We start from the raw sequence: 17,831 nt of genomic DNA on the forward strand, positions 1-17,831 counted from the left end.
TCAAATCTTAATGAAATGCGTATTTATTCTAATTAATATACGGAATTCTTATGAAAAAAATAACAATGACTGCCGCCAGTATTGCATTGGCGTTAGGTTTGGTTGGTTGCGGCGAAAAGCCACAAGAAATGCAAGCAGAAGCAACAACAGTAACCGCACCGGTAGCAACCCCTGGTGCCTTAGGTGTTGATTTACAAAATATCGATAAAAGTGTTCGTGCACAGGATGATTTTTACTACCACGTAAACGGTAAATGGTTAGAAAAAACTGAAATCCCTGGCGATAAGTCAAACTATGGGTCGTTCTCACAGTTATATGATGAATCGCAAAAAGCAATGAAAACAGTACTAGAAAATGCCAGTACCAATAGCAGCGCAAAGCCAGGTTCAGATGAATATAAGATCGGCGCATTTTATACTAGCTACATGGCTGAAAATGCTCGTGAAGAGTTAGGGATGTTACCACTTGAGCCAGCTATTAAAAGCATTGATACAGTAAAAGATAAAGTCGCGTTGGTCACATTGATGGCACAGCTACAAGTTAAAGGCGGAGATCTTCCTTTTGGCTGGTATGTTAATAATGATGCTAAAAACTCAAGTGAAAATGCGCTTTATGCCTATCAAGCGGGACTTGGTTTACCTGACCGTGATTATTATTTAAAAGATGATGAAAAATTCACAAAAATTCGCGCGGCATATCAAACCTATATTACCGATATTTTAGCTAAAGCTGGCGTTAATAATGCCGCTGATGCAGCCAAAGCGATACTTGCCCTTGAAACGACACTTGCTGAGGCACAGTGGAGTCGGGTACAAAGTCGTGATGCAACAAAATCATATAATAAAATGTCAGTAGCTGAAGCTAACACGTTAATGGGAGATTTTGATTTAAGTGCTTACTTTGAAGCCGTTGGTGTTGATGCCCAAGAGTTGATTGTGCGCCAACCAAGTTACTTTGAAAAATTTGCAGACATTTTCAAAAATACAGACTTATCGGTTTGGCAAAACTACTTAAAATTCCATTTCGTTAGTAATTACGCGCAGTTGCTAAATAAAGACTTAGTGGATTTGAAATTTAATTTTTACAGCACCACATTGCGCGGTGTTGAAGAGCAAGCGCCACTTTGGAAGCAAGCCGTTGATGCATCAAACAGTGTACTGGGTGAAATTTTAGGTAAAGTCTACGTTAAAGAAAACTTCCCGCCAGAAGCGAAAGCGCGCATGGAAGAATTAGTTGATAACGTGATTAAAGGCTATTCAGTGGCAATTGAAAACCTTGAGTGGATGAGCCCTGAAACAAAAGTTGCGGCGCAAGAAAAGCTGGATAAGTTTACGCCTAAAATTGGTTACCCAGATAAATGGAAAGATTATTCAGATTTAGTAATTAATCCTGATGAACTAGTAGGTAACTATATTCGCTACAGTGAGTGGGCTTATGCAGATATGATTGCTAAATTAGGTAAGCCAGTTGATCGCTCTGAGTGGCATATGACGCCACAAACAGTGAATGCTTACTATAACCCAGTGAATAACGAAATAGTATTCCCTGCGGCGATTCTGCAGCCTCCTTTCTTTAATTTAGAAGCAGATGATGCGGTTAACTATGGTGCTATTGGTGCGGTTATTGGCCATGAGTTAGGCCATGGCTTTGATGACCAAGGTGCAAAATACGACGGTGATGGCAATTTACGTAATTGGTGGAGCGAGTCAGACCTTAAGCAGTTTGAAGAGCGAAGTGCTGCCTTAGTTGCGCAGTATAATCAATATAAACCGTTTGAAGATGCCAGCGTTAATGGTGAGCTGACACTGGGTGAAAACATTGGTGATTTAGGCGGCTTAACCGTCGCTTATAAAGCGTATCAATTATCGCTGGGTGATTCTAAAGCGCCCATTATTGAAGGCTATACGGGCGACCAACGCTTCTTTATGGGCTGGTCGCAAATTTGGCGTCGTAAATACCGTGATGAAGCATTGCGCAATCGTTTAATGACCGATTCACATTCACCGAGTCATTATCGCGTGATTGGTATTTTGTCGAACATGCCGGAATTTTACCAAGCGTTTGATGTTAAAGAGGGCGATAAAATGTATATCAAGCCTGAAGATCGCGTAAAAATTTGGTAATTTAAGCTGAAATTAGCTTAAGCGGTTAGCCCCACTAATCGCAAAATAAAAAGCCAGTGAGCATGATGCCCACTGGCTTTTTAGTTACTTTTATACCTGATGATAAAACTAGCTATATTTCGTTTTTATGGCGCTGATAATCTCGACATTGGCTGCAGGAAAATCATAGTTATCAAGTTCGTCTATACTTACCCATTCGCTTGGTTGCCCTTCTGCGCCATGAGCTTGACCATTAAAGTTACTGACCACGTGTACATTAAGTCGTACGCATTTATCGCCATAGTCGTGCTCTATAGTGACAAGTTCGCTTGAGCTATGAATAGTCAGTCCTACTTCTTCAAATAATTCACGCTTCAGTGCTTGAAAAACACTTTCTCCGGCTTCAACTTTTCCGCCTGGAAATTCCCATAAGCCACCTTGGTGCTGTTCATCTGCACGTTTACAAATAAACACATTGTTATTTTTTTTAATTACACCCACAGCAACATTGATGATTACTTTAGTCATTACCTCTCCCTTAAATAGCATAAAAAAAGCGACGCAAGCGTCGCTTTTTATCTAACGTAACAAAGTGGTGTTATTTTAATTTACCACAACATTGTTTGTATTTTTGACCTGAACCACATGGACATGGATCGTTACGACCCACTTTTGGCTCGCTACGCGCCATAACCTGAGCGCTTTGTGGTGCTTCACCACCTACATGCTCTGCTTCTTCATGTTGATATTCGCGAGGGGCATTTTCACTTTTACGGTGTTGCTCTTCTACTTTTTCAACATCTTCTTCGGCGCGAACTTGCACTTTACTTAAAATACCGACGACATCGACTTTTAAGTTTTCTAGCATTTCAGAGAACAATTCAAACGACTCACGTTTGTACTCTTGCTTAGGATTCTTTTGTGCATAACCACGTAAGTGAATACCTTGGCGTAAGTGATCCATTGCAGCAAGATGGTCTTTCCAATGTTGGTCAAGACTTTGAAGCATAATGGCTTTTTCAAACTGGCGCAGTACAGAATCGCCGACCATTTCTTCTTTTTGCTTGTAAGCTTGTTCAACCGCTTCTTCAATACGCTCACGCAGTTTTTCTTCGTACAGTTTATTGTCATCAGCTAACCACTGCGAAAGTGGTAACTCAATCAAGAAGTCTTGTTTTAAGCGTTCTTCAAGCCCTGGGATATCCCACATTTCAGCCAAGCTTTGTGGGGCAATGTATTGATCAATCACACCCGCGAGCACATCACCACGGATAGCGGTAATCGTTTCTGAAATATCACCTTCTTCAAGCAATTCGTTACGTTGAGAATAAACAACACGACGTTGATCGTTTGCTACATCATCGTACTCAAGTAGCTGTTTACGCACATCAAAGTTACGTGCTTCTACTTTACGCTGGGCGTTTTCGATTGCGCGGTTTACCCATGGATGTTCAATGGCTTCACCACGTTGCATACCTAGTTTACGCATCATGTTAGTCATGCGCTCACCGGCAAAAATACGCATTAACGCATCATCCATCGATAGGTAGAAACGGCTTGAACCGGCATCACCTTGACGGCCAGAACGACCACGTAACTGGTTATCAATACGACGTGATTCATGACGCTCAGTACCAATAATGTGTAAGCCGCCAGCATCAATTACCGCATCATGGCGAATTTTCCATGCTGCTTTTATTTCAGCAATTTGTTCGTCAGTTGGGTTCTCAAGTTTTTCAACTTCGCTGTTCCAATTACCACCAAGTACAATATCGGTACCACGACCGGCCATGTTGGTGGCAATGGTGACTGTGCCTGGTAAGCCCGCATCAGAAACAATGTCTGCTTCTTGTGCGTGGAATTTAGCATTAAGTACGTTGTGCTTAATTTTTTCTTTGCGTAAAAACTGCGATAAGTACTCAGAGCTTTCAATTGAGATAGTACCTACAAGTACCGGCTGACCACGTTCTTGACAGTCTTTAATGTCTGCTAAAATCGCTTCGTACTTTTCTTCTTGAGTTAAGTAAACTAAATCAGCGCGATCATCGCGGATCATTGGTTTATTGGTTGGCATAACCACAGTGTCTAAACCGTAGATAGACTGAAACTCAAACGCTTCTGTGTCGGCTGTGCCTGTCATACCTGCTAGCGTTTCGTACAAGCGGAAGTAATTTTGGAACGTAATAGAGGCTAATGTTTGGTTCTCGTTTTGAATTTTCACACCTTCTTTTGCCTCTACAGCTTGGTGTAAACCTTCTGACCAACGACGTCCTTCCATAGAGCGACCTGTGTGCTCATCAATAATGATGACTTCGTTTTCTTTAATAACGTAGTCAACATCTTTTTGATAAAGCTTGTGCGCACGAAGAGCTGCATAAACATGGCTAAGTAGGGTAATGCTCGCTGCTGAATATAGTGAGTCACCTTCTTCAATTAGGCCGCGCTCGGTAAGTAACTCTTCAACTTTTATTTGCCCACGCTCAGTAAGATGAACTTGCTTAGATTTTTCATCGATGGTGAAATCGCCATCACCTTCAATTCCTTCCTCGTCTTCTTTTTCTTGTAATTCAAGTAGAGGAACGATGGTATTTATTTCAGTGTATAGCTCAGAGCTATCTTCAGCGGGACCAGAAATAATCAGTGGCGTACGTGCTTCATCAATAAGGATTGAATCCACTTCATCCACTACAGCATAAAATAATGGGCGTTGTACGCGCTCATCAATACTAAATGCCATGTTGTCACGCAGGTAATCAAAACCAAATTCGTTATTGGTACCGTAAGTGATGTCAGCTGCATAAGCTTGTTTTTTCTGTTGTGGCATCATGCCCGGAACATTACAGCCTACGGTTAACCCTAAAAATTCAAATAATGGGCGATTGGTTTCAGCATCACGTTTGGCCAAGTAGTCATTCACGGTAATGACATGAACACCTTTACCTGTTAGACCATTTAAATAAGCCGGCAGTGTCGCTGTGAGTGTTTTACCTTCACCGGTACGCATTTCTGCGATACGACCTTGGTGTAAAACCATACCACCTAATAACTGCACGTCGAAATGACGCATACCGTTTACACGTTTTGATGCTTCACGTACCACTGCAAATGCTTCTGGTAGAATATCGCCTAAGCTTTGTCCGTTATCGTAACGCTCTCTAAACTCGGCTGTTTTAGCTTTTAAATCTTCATCTGAAAGCGCTTCTAGCTGCGTTTCAAGTGCATTGATCAGTGCGACCGTCTTTCTTAGGTTTTTAATAGTGCGGTCATTGCGACTACCAAAAATCTTGGTAAATAAATTAGATATCATGATAAAACCGTTACAATGTGTTTTTTTGCTAGCCGTACATCGGCTAACCCATTTTTTACAATTGATAATTAATGTATTCTTTAAATTAACCTTTAGGACACATTAATTAGCAATTTTGTATTAAGCTGCTTAAAAAGCACTGTTTATTACCTGCGCTACTATACCAGACTCTGCTAAACATCAAACTACCTCAATAAAAAGATCTTCATTTAAAACAGAAAAATGAGATCTCGCTCATAAAAATAGCGTTATGTAACGAAACTTGATTAAAACTGCAGATAAACAGACCCTTAAGATATGGTGTTGAATAAATTAAAAACAAGAGCGAAGCGCTTAAATTTCACCCTTAAATGCCTTGTTTGTCGCTATCGTTTTTTAATCCTTAAATTGAGCAATAATTTTATTAATTAATCTCGGTAGGTCACTTAAGTCATGCGGTTTATCGGCAGATGTGTATGCACGGAAGCTTTATCATTAAAGAGGTTGTTAATCGTAAAAAAGGTGTATGTTAATATCTTCTGTAACCAGCGTTTGCTAATATTATTTTTAGTAGCATAGAGTTAGTCATCTTTTTTATTGCTATATAACACGTTGATTGAGTTTAATAAAAGGGTAATAAAGTGCAAACCAACAAAGATAACTTAGTCGTTCTTGGCGCTGGTTGGCTTGGCCAAGCCTTATGTATTGATGCACAAAAACAAGGTTGGCAAGTGCAAGGAACTCATCGTAGTGACACTCATCAATTTGATTTTGAGCGTCAGTTTGTTCTACAAAACGGCGAGCTGCAGCACCAAGTGGATTTACAAAACGCGTACTGGGTGTGTGCTATACCTCCGCGCAGTCGTGACAGCGAAAGTGATTATTCTCAAGTGCTGGAGCAGGGGTTAAAGCTGGCAACTGAACTTAATTGCAAAGGTTTTTTATTGTGCTCATCGACTGGGGTGTATGATCAAGAGCCTGGAGTTTATAGTGAAAGTAGCGATATATCTGGCACTAACGAGCGACAAATAAAGCTGTATGACGCTGAAGAGCAAGTGCTTGAACAGCAAGGTAAAGTGCTTCGCTTAGCCGGATTGTTGGGGCCAAACAGAGAGCCTGGTCGTTTTGTGGCGGGTAAAGAACTCAATACCTCTAGTCAGCAAGTAGTGAATATGGTGCATCAACAAGATGTGATCAATGCTATTTATGCGGTCCTTAATAACTGGTCGCAAGGACAAAGCATTTATAACGTGGTGAACCCAGCGCACCCGACCAAAGCAGATTATTATGCACAAAAGTCTGAGCTGTATGGCACACAAATGCCAAGCTTTAGTAGTGATGAAGTCGCTGAGCGCAAAGTTATTGGCTCAGCGATAGAAGCACTGGGTTGTAGTTATCAGTATGGTATTTAATAAGAAGGTAAGGGTGAGTGGCTTATGAAGTCACACAACTTACCTTCACTTAGTAGCGTGTTAGCCGCTTCAATATCGGGAGCAAAATACCGGTCTTTGTCATAATAACTAACATGCTGGCGTAGCAGTGCTTTGGCACTTTCGACTTTATCACACGCGCGAAGTGGTGCTCTAAATTCAAGCCCTTGGGCAGCACTTAGCCATTCTATGGCCAGTACGCCTTGCGTATTATTCGCCATATCAACCAGTCGTCGTGCTGCAAACGTTGCCATGGAAACATGGTCTTCCTGATTTGCTGAAGTTGGTAAGCTATCTACCGAAGCTGGGTGTGCTAAGGATTTGTTTTCAGAGGCCAGTGCTGCAGCGGTGACTTGAGCAATCATAAATCCTGAATTTACCCCGCCGTTTTTTACTAAAAATGGCGGTAATTTTGATAAATTAGAGTCAATCAGTAGGGCAATACGTCGCTCGGCTAAGGCGCCAATTTCAGCAATAGCAATCGCAAGGTTATCAGCGGCCATAGCGACGGGCTCAGCATGAAAGTTTCCGCCTGAAATAATATCCCCTACATCGGCAAAAACGAGTGGGTTATCGGTTACCCCGTTTGATTCACACAGTAGTACCTCGGCGGCTTGGCGTATTTGGGTTAAGCATGCACCAAGTACTTGCGGTTGGCAACGCAGGCAATATGGGTCTTGTACTTTTTCACAATTAATATGTGAGTCACTAATTTGTGAGTGGGTATCGAGTAATTCTCTAAATACGTGAGCCGTATCTATTTGCCCTTGCTGACCACGAATGTCATGAATACGTGCATCAAATGGCGCGCGACTGCCCATGGCCGCTTCTATACTGATAGAGCCAATAACACAGCTTTGTGCGTACAAGTCTTCGGCTCTAAATAAGCCTTGTAGTGCAAATGCAGTGGATGCTTGGGTGCCATTCAATAAGGCTAACCCTTCTTTTGCAGCTAATGTTAGTGGCTCAAGCCCCGCAATTTTTAGCCCTTGTGTAGCGCTTATCAGCTCACCTTGATAACGCATTTTACCCTCACCTAATAAAGGCAAACACATATGCGCAAGTGGTGCTAAATCGCCCGATGCACCCACTGAGCCCTTTTTAGGCACGCAAGGGTAAACTTCACTTTTAAGCAGCTGCATAAAAAACTCAAGCACAGCTAAGCGAATACCAGAATAACCGCGCGATAAAGAGTTTATTTTTAGTGTGATCATCAATCTAACGGTGCTGTCATCCATTAACTCACCAATACCTGCGGCGTGTGAAAGCACAATACTGCGTTGTAATAGTTCGAGTTCATCGTCAGCGATTTTAGTATTGGCCAATAACCCAAAGCCAGTATTAATACCATATACAGTGCGATGTTCGTTTATCACGTTTTGGACTGTTTGAGCACTGGCAGCTATTTGCGCCTGTGCATCATTGGCCAGAGTTAAGTGTATGGCTGATTTGTTAATTTTTCTTAGCGTGTTTAAGTCAAGCTGACCCGGTTTGAGTGTATATGAAATCATGACTTGTCCTCATTAAGCATTGGTAGGTCTAGCTGCTGCTGTTGCGCACAGTTTTTTGCAATTTCATAACCCGCATCAGCATGGCGCATTACACCGGTGGCGGGATCGTTCCATAATACTCGAGCAAGACGCTGCTCTGCTTCATCAGTACCATCGGCAACAATCACTACGCCTGAGTGCTGGCTAAACCCCATGCCTACACCACCGCCATGGTGAAGTGATACCCAAGTAGCACCGCCTGCGGTATTAAGCAGGGCATTTAATAGTGGCCAATCGGAGACCGCGTCGGAGCCATCTTTCATACTTTCAGTTTCACGGTTAGGGCTGGCAACTGAGCCTGAGTCGAGATGATCTCGTCCAATAACTACCGGCGCTTTAAGCTCACCGCTTTTAACCATATCGTTAAAGGCAACAGCAAGGCGCGCTCTATCTTTTAAACCGACCCAACAAATACGTGCAGGCAAGCCTTGAAATTGAATTCGCTCACGCGCCATATCAAGCCAATTATGCAGGTGTTTATCATCTGGAATGAGCTCTTTTACTTTTGCATCGGTTTTATAAATATCTTCGGGATCGCCCGATAGTGCTACCCATCTAAATGGGCCAATACCTTCACAAAATAATGGACGAATATACGCAGGCACAAACCCAGGGAAATCAAATGCATTACTCACGCCTTCTTCTAGAGCCATTTGACGAATATTATTGCCATAGTCGGTTGTTGCTGCGCCCGCTTTTTGTAGTGCCAGCATCGCCTTTACTTGGACGGCCATTGACTGTTTAGCCGCTTTTACAACTGCTTGTGGGTTATCGATTCGCATTTTTGCTGCATGCTCCATACTCCAATCTTGTGGCAGGTAACCGTTAAGTGGATCATGAGCTGAGGTTTGATCGGTAACTATATCGGGGGTCACCCCACTTTTTACTAAGGTACTGAACACATCGGCGGCGTTACCTAGTAAACCCACAGAAAGCGCTTCACCTTTTATGCAAGCATCTGTTATTAATTTTAGTGCATGCTCAAGATCTGTGGCTTTTACATCGACATATCCTATTTTTATCCGAAAATCGATACGGCTTTCATCACATTCCACTACCAAGGCACTAAAGCCTGCCATAGTAGCCGCTAATGGTTGTGCGCCCCCCATACCTCCAAGGCCACCCGTTAATACCCACTTACCTTTAGCATTACCAGCAAAATGCTGTTTTGCCATAGCCACAAACGTTTCGTAAGTGCCTTGCACTATGCCTTGAGAGCCAATGTAAATCCAAGACCCTGCGGTCATTTGGCCATACATCATCAAGCCTTTTTTATCTAGCTCGTTAAAGTGCTCCCAATTTGCCCAGTGCGGAACAAGGTTAGAATTTGCAATTAATACCCGTGGTGCATTGCTATGAGTTTTAAATACACCCACCGGTTTGCCTGATTGCACTAATAGAGTTTCGTCATTTTCAAGGCGTTCAAGCGTTTCAATTATTTTGTCATAACTTGGCCAATTACGTGCAGCACGGCCAATACCACCATAAACCACCAGAGCTTGAGGGTGCTCTGCAACATCAGGGTCTAAATTATTCATTAGCATGCGTTTAGCCGCTTCGGTTTGCCAGCTTTTGGTGGTTATTTTATTGCCATGTTGCGCGCGTATTGTGCGTTGTGTGTCCAGTCGATGATTCATTGTTCACTCCTGTTAAATAGTGTTAAGCGTTATGCGCTTTTATTATTATTTTTAAATGTTAATTGTCCGCCCAAGCGGTACTTACTACCCGGCGATATAAGTCGTGCAAAGCTTACAATTCCGTTTATCGACCAAGTGCGGCGTATTACTTGTAAGCATGGCTCTTCATTATATAGGTTAAGCCATTGGCACATTTCACTGCTTGGTGTAATAGCCTCTACCGTGTGCCTTGCTTGTGTTAAAGGGGCAACCGTTGATAGGTATTCGTGTGGGGTAAGAGCGGTAAAATTTTGTTGTAAATAATCCTTGGCAAGTAACGGGTTTACAAAGCGTTCTTCAACTTGCAAGGGACTGTCATTTTCGTTATGAATAATGACACTTCTATACACCACACTATCTACCTCAACACCTAAAGCAATAGCAATTGGCGCCACGGCATTGATTGATTCCAGCACCTGTACTGTGCAGCTGTAGTTTCCGTTTCGCTCTTTGACTTCATGTGCAATGTTTTTTATTTCAAGTAATGATGACTGCGACTTAAAGCTTGCGACAAAAGTACCTAGCCCTTGGCTACGGGTTAAAATGCCTGTATCAGTTAGCTCACTTAACGCTCGACGTGCGGTCATTCTGCTTACCGCAAACTGCTTTGCCAGTTCATTTTCTGAGGGCACGCGTTGGTTTTCAAGCCAAAGCCCACTGCGTATTTTGTCCACAATAAACTGTTTTATTTGTGTAAATTTAGGTGTTGGCATAAACGCTTTTGGTGTATTAAAAATAAACAATACTTAATAAGATGGCATAATTACCTTGTATATACAAGATGTGTTGTTAAACTCGTTTGAACATTATCGCGGAGAAACTTATGCAAGCCACAGAATCTACAGAACAGTTAAATGATATCGATTTATTGCTCACAGATGCCAACATTGCGACCATGGATAGCAATATTGATGCGCCTTATGGGGCGATAGAAAATGCGGCGCTAGCTATTAAAAATGGCAAAATAGTGTGGCTAGGTAAACAAGCTGATTTACCTAATTTTGATGTGTTAGCCACCCCGATATTAAGTGTAAAAGGACAATGGTTAACCCCAGGCTTAATTGATTGCCATACACATTTAGTGTTTGCCGGTTCTCGTGCGCAAGAGTTTGAGCAGCGTTTGCAGGGCGTGAGCTATCAGCAAATAGCAGCGCAGGGAGGGGGAATAGCAAGTACAGTTAAAGCAACCCGAGAGGCTGACCACGAACAGTTATTTGTAGCAGCAAAAGAGCGTTTAAATGCATTGTTAGCTGAAGGGGTGACGACGGTTGAAATTAAGTCAGGGTATGGGCTTGATATAGACAATGAGAAAAAAATATTGGAGGTGGCTAGGCTGTTAAATCAACATCACCCCATTGAAGTGGTTAACACCTTTTTAGGGGCACATGCGCTACCTTTGGAGTTTAAAAACCGCAGTGATGATTACATAGATTTGGTATGTAATGAAATGCTAAGCACGCTTGTTGAACATGACCTAGTGGATGCCGTTGACGTTTTTTGTGAAGACATTGGCTTTAGCTACGCACAAACTCAACGCGTATTTGATGCAGCTAAAAAACAGGGTTTGGCAATCAAGTGTCATGCCGAGCAATTATCAAATCAACACGGTGCAGCGCTGGTAGCACAATACAATGGCCTGTCGGCTGATCATTTAGAATACCTTGATGAAGCAGGCGTTAAAGCTATGGCAAACGCAGGCACTGTGGCGGTATTACTGCCTGGGGCTTTTTATTTTTTAAAAGAAACGAAATACCCACCAATTGAACTGTTAAATAAATACAAGGTTCCCATCGCAATTGCCAGTGATTTTAATCCCGGCACATCACCATTATGTTCGTTGCAATTAATGATGAATATGGCCTGCACCTTATTTAATTTCACTCCAGAGCAGGCATTAACTGGCGTAACAGCACATGCGGCTCGTGCTTTAGGTTTTACTGATAGAGGGGTGTTAAAAGTTGGCGCTCGCGCAGATATCGCTCATTGGCAAATTGACCACCCTGCACAATTAAGTTATCAGTTTGGGGTAAATAAACTGTTAAATTTATGGATATTGGGTAAACTTAGTTAGTTTGTATAAAATTAACTCTTAAACCTATGTTTTATTTAATGTCAGTGAGTACGTCAGCTATGGATGGAACGTTATTGAGCTACAGCAATTTAGCTATTTTTTTAAGTGGTGCACTTTTAATGGCAATGGTTGCCACGCTATTAACCGTTAAAAGTAACGTAATGAGACTCAGCTTTTTATGTACTGGGCTCATTGGCTTAGCTATGGTCAGTAGCGCAATACCTTGGCTCGCTATTTTACTAGCGCTAGGTTTTGGTTTTAATTTATATCAAGCGAAGTTACAAAAGCAAAAAAAACCATTTCTTATCAGTGCCTGTGCAAGCGCATTATTTGCTTTATTGTTAATAGGGTATCTCTTTTTTACGCTGCATTTAGCGTGGTTGCTCATGGCTATTTTACTGCTCTCAGTCAGTGGTTTTTTAGCTGATAATGAGCCTAAAGCTACTACGCCTTTAAAGCCACAAACTGAGCCTGAGGTGTATGTTGAAAACTCACCCTTAGTCAGCTTCCCCGATAAACAACAGTTACGTCAAAAGTATAATGAGCTTATTGATGAAGGTTCATTCAGAGCCGCACTTATTGTATTAAGGCTAGAGGGGTTTGCGCAGGTAAATCAGCATATTGGACGAGATTTTGGTGACTTATTGTTGTCGCAGTCGGCAAATCGAATAAAAGACTTACTAGACAGTGATGAAGTGTTGTTCCTTGCTCCGCATGCTAAATTAGCGCATTTAGGCGGGTTAAATTTTGCGTTTATTTGTGATCTACAAAGCCATAATCATTTACATCAACAGCTTATCAAGCAAATTATTGGCGCTACATTAAAGCCCTTTAACGTGGCTAATTGCACTATTGAAGTAAAGGTAAGAGCCAGTTATGTTCATTGCGATCAACAAAGTACGAGCTTTGATGATTTAATTAGTTATGCGTATTTGGCACTTGATAGTCAGCCAAGCAAACAAATAGTGGCTTATCATCAACAAATGACGGTTGAGCATTTAGAGCAACAAGCGCGATTAACAGAGCTTGCGAATATCAGCTTTGCTGATGAGTTTGAGCTGTTTTTTCAACCCGTTATTCGCAACGGCGATGGTCAAATTGAATTTTTAGAATTGTTATTACGTTGGCAACACCCCACGCAAGGCACCTTATCGGCAAGCCGATTTATAAATGATATTAGAATTGCAGGGCTTGGTTATTCACTGGCTACCTTTGTTATAGAGCGTGCTGGCGAATTAGCCATGGCACTTCGTATGGAAGGGATGTCGGTACCTTTGAGTGTTAATTTATTTGGCCCAGAAATGCTCAATGAAGAGTTTGTTGATTTTGTTTACGGAGTAATTGGTGAGCATCAACTCAGGCCAGGCGATTTAATTATTGAATGTCCGCTTCATGTTTTTACCAGCCTAGATGATAAAGGCAGAGCCATGATCGCAAGGCTTAACAGTTTAGGTTTAAAAGTGTGTGTTGATGGTTTAGGTGATAACCCTGTATTACTTTCTAAGTTACCTAGTTTAGCGGTGGAATATATTAAAGTATCGCCTGCATTAACTGCAGACTTTAGTAATCAAAATAATATACGCAGCTTAGTAAGCGGTATGGTAGAAATGCATAATCAGCAACAAACAAAAGTGATTTTTGAAGGTGTTGAAACACTGGACCAACTTAAATTTGTGAAAAGTTTGAAAGCTTATGCCTCACAAGGCTACTACTTCGGACACCCTTTAAGTAGCTTGGGGTTAATGAGTTGGTTTAAACAGTGGTTACAGGCACAAGAAGACTAGGGAAGATTAGATTTTTTGCTTTGTTTGTAGGTAGATATTTACTAAGGCACTGATTACTTGACCACATTGTAATTTACCCGCAGCAAGAGAGTGAGGATGTTGCGAGGGTGCTGCTTCGCATAAATGTAAATAAGCACTGTGATAATTACTTGCAGCTAAATAAACATAATGCTCGCCATCGCTAACATCAAAACCGCAATAATTAAATGCGCTTGCAGGCATGTTGGTTAGGCTATCTAAATCAACTTCTATTCCCAACGGTGCGTTATCAAATGCGTTTAGTGCATTGTTAGTTGCCTCCGTTAAACTTATTTCTCGCCTAACATTAATCGCTTGATAGCTGGTGAAACTAAATTTTGCACTTTGCATTGCATTAAAAATTTGTTGATTATTTTTAAGCTCATGTAAGCCAATTACATGGTAACTGTTAAGGTGCTGCTCTTGATAGGCGTAGTGAAAACCATTGCCACTGTGTCTGCCTTCACACTCTCTAAAGTCGGCATGGGGGTCTAAATTAATGGCGTTAATTGCGCTGTTTTTATATTTTGCAAGCGAGCGAATAATACCTAAGCAGTTGTTATGTCCGCCACCAATAATGATGGGTTCAAGACCTGCTTTAAAAATCATGCTTAAAATTGCTTCAACCCGCACATCAATCTCAGCGCACAACTGACGTAATTGGTCTAAATCGAGAGGATTTTGGTTATCAAGCGGGTGTGCTTGTTCCATTAAGTCATCGAGGTTTACTTCGCCAAGGAGTAACACTTTTTGCATGGCAATAGCGTGATTGTGAGGTTGGTTTAAAAAGTGTTGTAAAAAAGCGGGCCAAGCATGTTGTGCTCCGCCTTTACCTAAATTGGCTCTAGGTCCAATGTCTTCGCAAACGCCCAGTAAAACAAAGCGCATACCAAACTGTGCAGCATCAGTAAGCGCTTGTTGTATATTAACGTTTGCGTCAAGTAATGCCATTGACTGCCACGCTTTTTGTTCACCTGCACGGTTAGAACAAATGCGCTTGAGCGTGCTTTCGTTATATACTTTAAGGTGTGCTGTCACGCTACAGTTCTATTATTTCTAGCTCTAATTCTTCAGCAGAAAGTACAATACCTGTACTGTCGGCATAAACAAAATCATCATCGAAAAATGATACACCCGCAAAGTTAACGCCTATGCCGCTTTCACCCGCGCCTTCACTGTCAGCTGCAACCGGAATTGATCCAATGGCTTGAATTCCTAAATCCAGTTCTTCAAGTTCATCAACATGGCGCAGTGCACCATATACAATAATACCTTGCCAATTGTTTTCAAGTGCCAGCTCAGCCAGTTCAATATCAATTAAGGCTCTACGAGTGGAGCCTCCACCATCAATAAGTAAAATCTGATCTGTACCATCTTGAGAAAGCAATTGACGGATCAGTTCATTATTTTCAAAACATTTTACCGTTTTAATGCGGCCACCAAAACTGTGTCGACCACCAAAGTTGATGAACATAGGTTCAAGCACGTCAACCACATCAGCGAAATGGTCACATAAATCAGAAGTGCTGTAATCCATTATTTTATCCTCAAAAGATACATAAGTTAGTAACTTAGTATACCCTCCTTATATTCAATAACAACGACTTAATTGCAGTAAATTTAGCCAGAAATAGAACTAAATCAATAACACGACTCATAATTTTTTAATAAAATTGTCATCTTTATAAATAAATATTTTTAAAGCTATGGACTGAGCGTTTATAAGTGCGAGAGATTTAAGTTCTGATTGGCGAGACTGTTAAAATTAAACAATACTGTGATCAGGCCGATGATTATATTGTCCATTTGTATAAAGGGAGTTTGTTAATGGTTAAATTTTACTGGTAGCCCTTTTTTGGTTTTTAATGATAGGCATTATTGTTTATTTCATGTAACAAAATTATGTTAATACAAGAAAGCATCACGTTATACTGAACTGGCAAATTTAATATAGGTATTTACAATGAACTTTTTACAGAATCTAACGATTAAACGTCGTTTACAATTTAACGCATTAATCGTTGGCTTAGCCATGATTGTTATGCTGTGCATCATCATTTATGAAGCACGTATTATGATTAAATTAAATGAAACTATTCAGTACGCTGAAGAGCTAGATGTGCATGAGCTTTCGATGCGTAAATACGAAAAAGACTTTTTGTTTTACAAAGATGAGTCTAGTTTAGAGCTATTTGCGCAAGAATATAAAAAACTACAATTTAAACTAGAAAAGCTATCTGTTTTATCTGCAGATTTAAATATTGCTACGGCTCAGGTCAATCAATTTTCTACGTTAGCCCAACAGTACTATGACGACTTTCAAAATGTTGTAAAACTACAGCGTAAAATCGGGTTGCACCCAAAAGACGCTTTATATGGCGAGCTGAGAGAAGCAGTTCATAAAATAGAAACATTGCTTAGTGAGCAAAATAATTACCAATTACTCACCACTATGCTACAGCTGCGTCGAGCTGAAAAAGATTTTATGCTACGTTTAGATACCAAGTATTTAGATCGATTTAATAAATTAGCAAGCGAGTTAAAACAACAAGTAAATGCTGCAGAGCTACCTAATAATTTACGCAATCAATTGGTCTCGTTAATGACCAACTACCAAAATAAATTTACTGCATTGGTAGAGGCGCAGGTGGAATTAGGCGTCGATTTAAATTCGGGTGCCCTAGGGAAAATGAGAATAAGTGTTAAGAAAAGTGATGAAGTGGTTACTTTGATCACTAATGCGACTAAAGAGCAAGTAACTGAAACGGCGCAGCAGGCGCAATTATTAGCAATAGTCATTTTTATAATTGCTAGTATCATCGTTATGCTACTTGTGTACTTGACCAGTCGTTCAATTATCCAGCCTATTGAAAAAGTTTATCAAGCAATAGATAAGATAAGACAAAACAATGACTTAAGCTTGTTTATAGAGCATAAAGGGAAAGATGAAGTAACGAGGATGACCATAGACTTTAATAGTTTAATTAGTGACTTTAAAGATCTCATCTACGAAGTAAATACGGCTCTAACAACGCTTAATATAGCAACAGGGAACCTATCTGAAACAACCTCAGCGACTAGCTCTGGTATGCAAGAGCAATTGCATGAAGCGGATATGGTAGCAACCGCTGCTACAGAAATGCAGGCAACGATTCAAGATATTTCACACAATACTGAAGCCGCCGCTAAAAAAGCTGAATCGACCAATGTAAGCGCCCAGCAAGGTCAGGTTGAAGTAGAGTCAACTATTAAGCATATTAATGCCTTATCCGATTCACTTGGTAAAGCTTCCAGCGTGGTGTCTCAGCTAGAAAAAGATGGTGAAACCATAGGTTCTGTACTTGATGTGATACGTGCGATTGCAGAGCAAACTAATTTACTTGCTTTAAATGCTGCCATTGAAGCGGCGAGAGCGGGTGAACAAGGTCGTGGCTTTGCGGTTGTTGCAGATGAAGTGCGCTCACTTGCACAGCGTACGCAAGAGTCAACCAGCGAAATAGAGGGCATTATTAACACCCTACAACAGCGTACTCAAGAAGTTGTGAGTATCATGCACCAATGTCGTACTCAAGGTGGCGAAAGTGCTACACAAGCAACAAAAGCGGGTGAGCTGCTAGGATCAATTACCATTGATGTGCAAACTATTATGGAAATGAGTACACATATTGCTACTGCTATTGATGAGCAAAGTCAGGTGGCTTCTGAGGTAAATAAAAACGTGGTCCGTATTCGAGATATTGCAGAGGGGGCTGCGGCTCACTCACAAACTAATGCGCAAACCAGTGAAGAGGTCTCTGAGCAAGCAAGGGTACTTCATCAAGCGATTTCAAAATATAAGGTTTAACTACTAACAGAAAAAAGTGGCTTAATTGCCGCTTTTTTCTCATTCACAGAGTATAAGTTCAGACTAAATA

12 protein-coding genes are annotated in these 17,831 nt (G+C 41.1%); 5 read left to right on the forward strand and 7 right to left on the reverse strand.

Annotated elements, in window-relative coordinates; genetic code table 11:
* Nucleotides 1–50: 50 nt before the first annotated feature.
* Entirely contained in the window at nt 51–2,123 is a 2,073-nt protein-coding gene (locus L641_RS0113050; protein WP_024602134.1) for a M13-type metalloendopeptidase, read from the forward strand.
* A 108-nt stretch (nt 2,124–2,231) separates the two neighbouring features.
* Here L641_RS0113050 and mutT read toward each other — a convergent pair whose 3' ends face one another.
* A complete protein-coding gene (gene mutT / locus L641_RS0113055; RefSeq protein WP_016899312.1) occupies nt 2,232–2,630 on the reverse strand; it encodes an 8-oxo-dGTP diphosphatase MutT in 399 nt (132 codons plus the stop codon).
* A 70-nt stretch (nt 2,631–2,700) separates the two neighbouring features.
* Nucleotides 2,701–5,409 (reverse strand): preprotein translocase subunit SecA, encoded by a 2,709-nt coding sequence (secA, locus tag L641_RS0113060; protein WP_016899311.1) that lies wholly within the window; start codon nt 5,407–5,409, stop codon nt 2,701–2,703.
* 620 nt (nt 5,410–6,029) lie between these two features.
* On the opposite strand from secA, the gene L641_RS0113065 reads away from it, so the two are divergent.
* Complete coding sequence (locus tag L641_RS0113065; RefSeq protein WP_024602135.1) at nt 6,030–6,800, forward strand: NADP-binding protein; 771 nt, start codon at nt 6,030–6,032, stop codon at nt 6,798–6,800.
* On the opposite strand, the gene hutH is transcribed toward L641_RS0113065, so the two are convergent.
* The 3 genes from hutH to hutC are packed head-to-tail and all read right to left on the reverse strand — an operon-like array spanning nt 6,797 to nt 10,757.
* The gene (gene hutH, locus L641_RS0113070; RefSeq protein WP_024602136.1) at nt 6,797–8,329 is read right to left on the reverse strand and encodes a histidine ammonia-lyase; all 1,533 of its coding nucleotides are present in this window, start codon (nt 8,327–8,329) and stop codon (nt 6,797–6,799) included. The two genes, L641_RS0113065 and hutH, sit on opposite strands and share 4 nt — an antisense overlap.
* Nucleotides 8,326–10,005 carry a urocanate hydratase gene (gene hutU, locus L641_RS0113075; RefSeq protein WP_024602137.1) on the reverse strand — a complete coding sequence of 560 codons (1,680 nt, stop codon included), beginning with the start codon at nt 10,003–10,005 and terminating at the stop codon, nt 8,326–8,328. Before hutU ends, hutH begins: the two co-directional genes overlap by 4 nt.
* Before the next feature lie 29 nt (nt 10,006–10,034).
* Nucleotides 10,035–10,757 carry a histidine utilization repressor gene (hutC, locus tag L641_RS0113080; RefSeq protein ID WP_024602138.1) on the reverse strand — a complete coding sequence of 241 codons (723 nt, stop codon included), beginning with the start codon at nt 10,755–10,757 and terminating at the stop codon, nt 10,035–10,037.
* A gap of 110 nt (nt 10,758–10,867) precedes the next feature.
* Here hutC and hutI point away from each other — a divergent pair, with 110 nt between their 5' ends.
* A complete protein-coding gene (hutI, locus tag L641_RS0113085) occupies nt 10,868–12,115 on the forward strand; it encodes an imidazolonepropionase (protein ID WP_024602139.1) in 1,248 nt (415 codons plus the stop codon).
* 59 nt (nt 12,116–12,174) lie between these two features.
* Complete coding sequence (locus tag L641_RS0113090; RefSeq protein ID WP_024602140.1) at nt 12,175–13,899, forward strand: GGDEF domain-containing phosphodiesterase; 1,725 nt, start codon at nt 12,175–12,177, stop codon at nt 13,897–13,899.
* Nucleotides 13,900–13,905: 6 nt separating this feature from the next.
* On the opposite strand, the gene L641_RS0113095 is transcribed toward L641_RS0113090, so the two are convergent.
* Together L641_RS0113095 and rraA are read right to left on the reverse strand one after the other, a co-directional pair.
* A complete protein-coding gene (locus L641_RS0113095; RefSeq protein ID WP_024602141.1) occupies nt 13,906–14,955 on the reverse strand; it encodes a formimidoylglutamase in 1,050 nt (349 codons plus the stop codon).
* 1 nt (nt 14,956) lies between these two features.
* The gene (gene rraA, locus L641_RS0113100) at nt 14,957–15,454 is read right to left on the reverse strand and encodes a ribonuclease E activity regulator RraA (RefSeq protein WP_008115004.1); all 498 of its coding nucleotides are present in this window, start codon (nt 15,452–15,454) and stop codon (nt 14,957–14,959) included.
* 426 nt (nt 15,455–15,880) lie between these two features.
* Here rraA and L641_RS0113105 point away from each other — a divergent pair, with 426 nt between their 5' ends.
* Nucleotides 15,881–17,761 carry a HAMP domain-containing methyl-accepting chemotaxis protein gene (locus L641_RS0113105; protein ID WP_024602142.1) on the forward strand — a complete coding sequence of 627 codons (1,881 nt, stop codon included), beginning with the start codon at nt 15,881–15,883 and terminating at the stop codon, nt 17,759–17,761.
* Nucleotides 17,762–17,831 lie beyond the last annotated feature (70 nt).

It is taken from the genome of Pseudoalteromonas sp. TB41 (genome assembly GCF_000497975.1).
Taxonomy (GTDB): Bacteria; Pseudomonadota; Gammaproteobacteria; order Enterobacterales; family Alteromonadaceae; genus Pseudoalteromonas; species Pseudoalteromonas tetraodonis.